The 7,837-nt window shown below is 48.5% G+C and carries 7 protein-coding genes; 6 read left to right on the forward strand and 1 reads right to left on the reverse strand.

Annotated features, from left to right (window positions below; all coding sequences use genetic code 11):
- Positions 1-510: 510 nt before the first annotated feature.
- The gene (locus Q0H50_RS07190) at positions 511-2,106 is read left to right on the forward strand and encodes a SpaA isopeptide-forming pilin-related protein (protein ID WP_294420909.1); all 1,596 of its coding nucleotides are present in this window, start codon (positions 511-513) and stop codon (positions 2,104-2,106) included.
- Complete coding sequence (locus tag Q0H50_RS07195) at positions 2,103-3,968, forward strand: SpaH/EbpB family LPXTG-anchored major pilin (RefSeq protein WP_294420911.1); 1,866 nt, start codon at positions 2,103-2,105, stop codon at positions 3,966-3,968. Before Q0H50_RS07190 ends, Q0H50_RS07195 begins: the two co-directional genes overlap by 4 nt.
- A 49-nt stretch (positions 3,969-4,017) precedes the next feature.
- On the opposite strand, the gene Q0H50_RS07200 is transcribed toward Q0H50_RS07195, so the two are convergent.
- Entirely contained in the window at positions 4,018-4,896 is an 879-nt protein-coding gene (locus Q0H50_RS07200; protein ID WP_294420913.1) for a DUF4238 domain-containing protein, read from the reverse strand.
- A gap of 84 nt (positions 4,897-4,980) precedes the next feature.
- Between Q0H50_RS07200 and Q0H50_RS07205 the strand changes: the two genes are divergently transcribed.
- The 4 genes from Q0H50_RS07205 to Q0H50_RS07220 all read left to right on the forward strand — a co-directional run.
- Positions 4,981-5,832 (forward strand): class C sortase, encoded by an 852-nt coding sequence (locus Q0H50_RS07205; protein ID WP_294420915.1) that lies wholly within the window; start codon positions 4,981-4,983, stop codon positions 5,830-5,832.
- Positions 5,825-6,535: a class C sortase gene (locus tag Q0H50_RS07210; RefSeq protein ID WP_294420917.1), complete on the forward strand. Its 711-nt coding sequence runs from the start codon at positions 5,825-5,827 to the stop codon at positions 6,533-6,535. The genes Q0H50_RS07205 and Q0H50_RS07210 overlap by 8 nt, the downstream gene beginning before the upstream one ends.
- Positions 6,532-7,431 (forward strand): replication initiator protein A, encoded by a 900-nt coding sequence (locus tag Q0H50_RS07215; protein ID WP_294420918.1) that lies wholly within the window; start codon positions 6,532-6,534, stop codon positions 7,429-7,431. Before Q0H50_RS07210 ends, Q0H50_RS07215 begins: the two co-directional genes overlap by 4 nt.
- Before the next feature lie 47 nt (positions 7,432-7,478).
- A partial coding sequence (locus Q0H50_RS07220; RefSeq protein ID WP_294420920.1) for a ParB N-terminal domain-containing protein occupies positions 7,479-7,837 on the forward strand: 359 nt, incomplete at its 3' end.

Consider the following 7,837-nt stretch of genomic DNA (forward strand, 5'->3'; position numbering starts at 1 on the left):
GTTCGTTGACTGCAAATGAAATGCTATATTATACAAATCGTTATCCATGAGCATTTACCTCAAAAGCATTTTTTCATGTCGATATCTGTTATTTATCATACCAGAATTCATTCAGCGTAACAAGAGCACATATTATATATAGTTACTAACTGTGCATATCTCTCGTCAAGAAAAACACTTCTCACCGTGAGAAGTGTTTTTTCATGCGCCCGGTGGGGCGCTTTTTTATTGCCCTGAATAAGGAAGGAGGCAGCGATGTATTTCACAGACGGCAAAAGACAGGCATTTGAGAAGCTGATGATAAGCAAGCCGGGGTTCGATCACTATGACACAGGCATAGACGGCGAACACCCGGAGTGCAAATCATGTGAGTTTCACAGGCCTCATTGGGATGGGCGGTCATGCGTGTATGAGCAGTGCCCATACTTGAGCAGCCGCACGGCAAAGGAGGTGATGCCGCCCGCAAAGTGACGCCCCAGTAAGCAGCAAATCTAAGGAACAGGAGGTTTTATGTCGAGAACAAAAACCATGTGGTGCAGACAGCTTTTGATGCTGATCTGTGCCATTGTCATTTTCAACGTATTTTTCACAGCGCACGCCTTTGCGGACTATGTCAACGTGACGACCGGCACAAGCTATTCGTACTTCCAGACCTTTTCCAGCAGCGGTGTATGGACAGGCATCGGGACTCCAACGCACACAATAGTCCAGACCGGAGCCCCGGCCTACTGCCTGCAAACAGAGTATACTTCCCCCAGCGGCGGAGGCTACACAACAACCGACCCGTGGTACTACTACGACGCTGCCACTATATACGGACTGCAAGCCATCCTTGAACACGGCTATCCCAACGATGACGGCGGCTATTCCGAAGAAGAAGCACGCTATGCGACCGCAAACGCCATTCGCTTCTGGCTTGCCGAGCGCGGAGCGCAGGGAGTACCGGCGTGGATGAACCTCACGCTGTACAGGCAGTTTTTCAGAGCAGTACCGGGATACGAAGACCTTTTCGACTGGTGCTTGTATTTGCTCGACTGCGCGAGAAATCAGGAAGTGTACGAACATGCAGTTTCATTTTCAAGCCTCAACCTTGTTGAAGATGGAGACTATTACACCGGCACTACTACCGTAACGCTTATAAACTGCGGAGGCGGCTACACGATAGACAAAAGCGGACTCCCGGAGGGTGCAATAGTTGACGGCTATACCGGTGACACCGGGGATGTGCTCACGATCCGAATCCCGACAAGGTATGCCGGTGCAGGCTATACTCTTTCAGCAACGGGTATAGATAATCAGACCGAGGCCAGCCTGATCTACTATGCCCCAGACAACTGGAACGAGCAGCGCGTGGTCACGTATGTCTACAACATTGAGGTCAAAGCCGCCGCAGCTTCATTAGAGGTAAGTCTCCCGGACAAGCCAAAGGACGGGAAGCTTATTATCCGCAAATATGACGCTGAGACCGGCGAGCCAATAGCCGGAGTAAGCTTCGGCTACGGCGGTTCTTCCGGAGACCAGCTTGCCGGGGCGATAACAGACAGCACCGGCACAGTCATTTTTACAGACATACCTGCCGGGGAATATTTCTTTCAGGAGATTTCCGCGCCCGGCCTGTACGTTGTAGATACTACGCGGCACACCTTCATCATAAGAGCCGGTGAAGAGCTGAGCTTTGACGTTTACAACACGCGAAAGACAGGCTCTATAACAGTCCGCAAGCAGGACGCATACGGAAACGCGCTTGCCGGAGCCGTGTTTGCGCTGGAGCACTCAGAAGACGATGGTACAACATGGAAGCAGATCGCAGAACAGACCTCTGCCGAAGACGGTGCTGCCGTATTCAGTGATCTCAGCGTAAGCGGCATTTATCGCGTAACAGAAACCAAGGCACCGATGGGGCATATGCTGCAAGCCGGGATTCTGTTTGAGGGAAAGCTTGAAGACTCTGACAGCTTCGACATCAGCTTTACCTCATGCGACTGCGCCATTACTGCGCTGCCATTCACCGGGCAGTCCGGCTTCCTCTATATCCCGGCAATATTGCTCATGCTGTGCATGGGCTTTTTCATTGCCTATAAACCGAAAAAGGAGAAACCTGAATGAAAACTATTAAGAAAGTACTCGCACTTATTCTTGCGGTCACGGCGCTGTTTTGTCTGCCTGTACAGGCAAGCGCGCTGGAGGCCTCGCCGACGATAGACTACAGCAAAACGGGCTCGCTCTCCGTATATAAGTATGATCTTACAAAAGCCGAGGCTGACGGAGCTTGGGACACCAACGCCTATGTTTCCACCGGATTATACGATCAGAGCGTCATAGACAAGATGGCAAACTACGCCGTACCCGGTGTTGAGTTTACATACCTGCGCGTAGCAGATATCGTACTGCACACAGAGCAGGATGACAGCGGGAGTAAAATCATTACCCTTTACGGATTTGCGGACAACGAGAGTACAAATACCGTCCTCTCGGCGATCGGTCTCAGTGCGTCAGAAGCGTATTCCAGTGAAAACGGAGTATTCTATTTCACTTCCGACAGCATAAACTCCGCGCTTGCGGCAGCTCTTGCCGCGAACTCTACAGTAGTGAAGACCGCGCTTGAGAGCCACATCAAAAGCGCGGGCGGCACAGCAATGAGCGTGACGGACGAATACGGACACAGTTCAGTAGACGGGCTGGAGCTTGGGCTTTATCTTATCGTCGAAACACTTGTGCCTGAGAATGTGACCAGCACCTGCAATCCGTTCCTTATCTCGTTGCCTATGACAACGCTTGACGGCAGCAGTTGGAACTACGACGTAACTGTTTATCCCAAAAACAAGACCGGCTACCCGACACTTGAAAAAACAGTACGTGAATCCGCCTCAGACACCGGCAAGAATAACGGCAGCACAATTGACATCACAGACGGCTATGCGCATAGCGCCAGCGCTTCGACCGGCGATATTGTGGAATACCAGTTTGTTTCCACCTTGCCTACAATCACGTCTCCGGCAAGCAATCTGAGCTGTTATACCTTTGTAGATAATCTCCCGCGCGGCATTACATATAACCGTGACGATGTAGTTATATATTTCTACAAGGATAAGGAATGCACGGAGCTTATAGACACTTGGAACATGAACAGCGGCAAATTTACCGTAAGCTATTCTGAGCAGTCTTCCGGGCAGCAGATGACTGTCGAGATAACGGCAAACGGCCTCAGCGAGATCAACAACAGCACAAAGGTTTACAGCCACGAGAGCCTTTACCGCGGCTACTCCGACTGTACTATGCGTGTGTGCTATTCCTGCACTATCAATTCTGATGCAAGCTTTATATATGGGGACAGCGGCAACACCAACAGTGTTACGCTGACTTGGAAGCGCACTAATTCTGAACACTATGATACACTCACGGATGATGCGCATGTGTTCAGCTATGTCATAGACCTGCTTAAAAAGTTTTCCGACGGTGCCGGTAAGCTCAGTAATGTTAAATTCAAGCTGTATAACGATACTGACGGTTACCATGTTCAGGCCAAGCTTGTCGACGGGGTATATTACGTGACGGGGCACATCAAGGAAGAGTCACAGGCAACAGAATTTGTCCCTGCCTCTGACGGCCATATCGTAATAAAGGGACTTGAGGACGACAGCTATATCGTCACGGAGCTTGCAACGGATACCGGCTACAATCTTCTGAAAGACAAGGTCAAGATCGTCATATCCGTGAGTGACGGCGCGGAGTGCGCACGCTGTCATAAGCCGCTGCTCACGGCATCGGCCAAGGTGAACAATAAGAACGTGGATATGCTCGCTGATGGCAGCTCCGCAAGTGCGGTCGTTCCCCTCACAGTTGTAAACACCAAGGGCTTCACTCTCCCGAAAACCGGCTCATACGGTACATGGATGTTTACCGTCGGCGGCATTCTTGCAATGGGCATCGCCGTGATAATCATTCTAAGACTAAGCAAAAAGAAGTAGAATACATGACTTGAAATGGAGCCGCCAATTTTGGCAGCTCCATTTTTCGTTACTTCGCATAGGCCGATATGAAAGATAAAAGCTCCTTGTCGTTGGAGTAGAGCTGAGTTGCTAGTTTAGCCGTCGAATCCGCATATTGAAGATTAATATCTAATGTTTCTTTTGGGCTCAGTTCAACTATTTTATTCCTCCTAGTAAGCTTTTCTCTTGTATAGGATAAAGTGAAGTCTGGTGAAATCGGAATGGAGAGATAATCTAAAAGGTTTTCTTCAGATGTATGGCCTCCAACAAAAATCACAGGGCAATTGGCTGTCACAAATGAGTAACCATTCGCCTTTAATATTTCAAACTGCATTTCTGAAATCAAGGAATTAAAAACATTAGCTGGAGAATTTTTAATCTTCTCATCTATTAGACCTAGTTTTAAAGCGTAATCGAAGAACGGTTCCAAATCTCCAAATCCCATTAAATCCACCAGTTCTTCATAGCCTGTATCCACAAGATCGCTGTAAGCCGAAGATTTATACTCTCCGTCGTATGCGCCGTTAAGCATTACTGGATTTCTAAGCATCATATTGATTGCAAATTTGGTCAAAATTTGTTTCTGCTTACTGGAACATATGAGGACGTCTCGATTCGCCGGATTACGACATATTTGCAACACTTGACTTATACAGGTACTAAACTCTCCTTCCATATTGGCCAACGTGTTTTCTATCGAATTCGGCAAAATAAATTTACCACACTTTGGATTGGCATTCTTCAATTCGTTTTCATATAGGAAAGCTGATTGACAGATATCTTTAGTAGCACACTTAAAAATTCCTTTTTTTAGTTTATCCCAACCCCAAAGGAAGCCGGTCGAATCACAAAAATTCTTCAAGTAAAATTGCGGAACGTAGTGTTGCCGTTTCGTTAGATTGGCCATTTTTGATTTCTCCTTAAGCCGTTGTATGTAGCATATTCTCATAAAAATATAGCATGTTTTTGTCTCAAATTAAAGGATGTTAAAATGAAAAATACGTATTCACCATTGATTATGGCAGCAGTGTTATTTGTAATCGCTCTGCTTGTGACGGTATACCCGGTCATAAGCAATTATCTCTCAGAGAAAAACAAATCCGTGATTCGCACAGAGTATTTCAATGCCATAAACGAGCTTGATGATTCTGCAATAGAAGAGGCGCGGCATAAAGCGGAGAAGTATAACGCGATGCTTTCGACCGGAGTTTCACAAGCCTTTTCAGATGAACAGCTTAATGAGGCTTTTGCCAGCTATGACGAGCTTCTGAATCTGAACGGCGACGGCACTATGGCCTATATAGAAATTCCGAGTCTCGGCATATACTTGCCCGTCGCCCACGGTACGAACGCCGCGACACTTGAAAATGCTGTCGGCCATGTTGTCGGCAGTTCACTGCCTGTCGGCGGTAAGGGAACCCACGCCGTTCTTTCCGGCCACAGCGGTATGGCAAGTGAAAAAATGTTTTCAGACCTTGACCAGTTGAAGGACGGAGATATTTTCTTTATACATGTTCTGAACGAAACTCTCGCTTACGCCGTCGATGATATCAACACTGTGCTTCCGGAAGATACCTCGCAGCTTGCAATAGAACGTGACAAAGACCTTGTAACGCTTATCACCTGCACGCCTTTTGGTGTGAACACACATCGGCTTCTCGTTCGCGGCAGCCGCATAGATTATGATGCGCAGACCGCGGCTGCGGACATTGAGAGCCTTGAACCCGAAGCTGCCGGTTCCACATGGGTAAATGAGTATATAAAGGGCATCATCCTCGGCGTCATAATTCTTATTCTCGCCGTGATTGCTTACATGGTAATGCGGAGAGGTCAAAATGGGTAGACGGCTCTCGGTATGTTTTGCGTCAGCTTTGTTCTGCGTCGGGCTGCTCATTCTGCTGTACCCATACATAAACGGCGCAAGGCTTGAGCACAGGTCATCTTCGGCAGCGGAAAGCTTTATCTCTGCACATTCAGCAATAACAGCTCCACCGGAAGAGACGGCACTGCCAAATGCCGAGCTTTATAACGCCATGCAGGAATATAACCGGCGCATATATGAGGAAAACCAGAGCGGCCTGTCAGACCCGTCAGCTTATGAGTCCGCGGCGATCGACTTGTCCGCATACGGCGTTGAGGATGGAATCGTAGCCGTGCTGACGATACCGGCGCTTGAGCTTGAAATGCCTGTATACCTCGGGGCGAGCTATGAAAACATGGCTGCGGGTGCCGCTGTCCTTGGGCAGACAAGTCTCCCGATAGGCGGCAGCAGCACGAACTGTGTAATAGCAGGACACCGGGGCTGGAACGGCGCAGCATACTTCCGCTATATAGACCTGCTTCAGCCGGGTGACGAGGTTCTTGTTACGAACTTGTGGGAGACGCTGAGCTACACCGTGTCCGAAATACAGGTCATAGACCCGAATGATGTGAAGAAGGTCTTCATTCAGGATGGACGAGAGCTTTTAACGCTGCTGACCTGTCACCCCTATGCAAGCGGCGGGCAATACCGTTACCTTGTCATCTGCGAAAGGAGCGCGCCATGACCTTTGACTATTTTTATTGCAGTCAGGCTGACAGCTACTCGTTTTACCGCATTCCGCGGGTGCTCATAACGGGCGAGCATTTCAAAACGCTTTCCACTGATGCAAAGCTCTTATACAGTCTGCTGCTTGACCGCATGGGACTTTCGCTGAAAAACAAGTGGCTCGACGATAAGGGACGGGTATACATCTACTACACCATCGACGAGATACAAAAGGATCTCTGCTGCGGTCATGTCAAGGCCGGTAAGCTGCTTGCGGAGCTTGACACGAAAAGCGGCATCGGTCTCATTGAGCGCATAAAGCAGGGACAGGGTAAACCGACAAAAATCTACGTGAAATGGTTTGCCTCGGTGCATGAGGATAATTCTGAAAATTCCAGACCTACAAAAGATGTACTTCTGGAGAGTCCGGAAAAAGAGGTCAAGAGAGACGAAGCATGTATTTCAAGACCTACAGAAAACGGCAGTGCAGACCTACAGAAAACGGGTGCAAATTATATTGATAATAGCCATACTGATTCCAGCCATACTTATTCATCCATCTATCCTTCTGACTATGAGGATTGTATGGAAGAGCTCAAGGAGCAGGTAGATTTTCCGCTTTTAGCGGAGAGCTATCCGAACGACGATCCTGACAGTATCTTGGAGCTTATCTGTGATGTTCTGTACAGTACCGCTCCGACAATCAGAATCGGCAGGGAGAACCTGCCGACCGGGAAGGTGCAGGACAGGTTCCGAAAGCTGCAATTTGAGCATATAGCGTATGTGCTGGATTCCCTCAGAGAGACAACGACACGCATTATAAACATAAAAGCCTATCTTCTGCGGGCGCTTTATGACGCTCCGCTCACGATAGGCCATTTTTATTCCGCCGCGGTGAGGCATGATTTCGCATAAATACTTCTCACCATGAGAAGAGTTTTTGAAAAACAAAGGAGGGTAAAATGCCTGATAGTATACAGAAGCAGAATATACCGCTTAATAAAATTCTGGACTTTCCTGGCTTGGCATTCGGAAAGTTTTCAGATAAGAGCCTTGGCGGTCTGGTGAGCAGTCTCCAATCCAAGGGCATTGAAGAGCCGCTTATTGTGCGGCAGGGAAAAGACGGTGAGTATGAGCTGATAGCGGGCTATCGCCGCAGGAGAGCCGGGGAGCTTGCAAAGCTCTCCGATGTTCCCGCCTATGTGGTTGAGTTGGACGATAAGCAGGCTAAGGAGTGCTACTGGTGGTCAAACAGCGGCTCTTCGGAGACGCTTGAAGCCTTTATAAAGCGCCTTAAAGAACGCGACGCTGAGCCTAAAAA

Source organism: uncultured Senegalimassilia sp. (genome assembly GCF_934632265.1).
Taxonomy (GTDB): domain Bacteria; phylum Actinomycetota; class Coriobacteriia; order Coriobacteriales; family Eggerthellaceae; genus Senegalimassilia.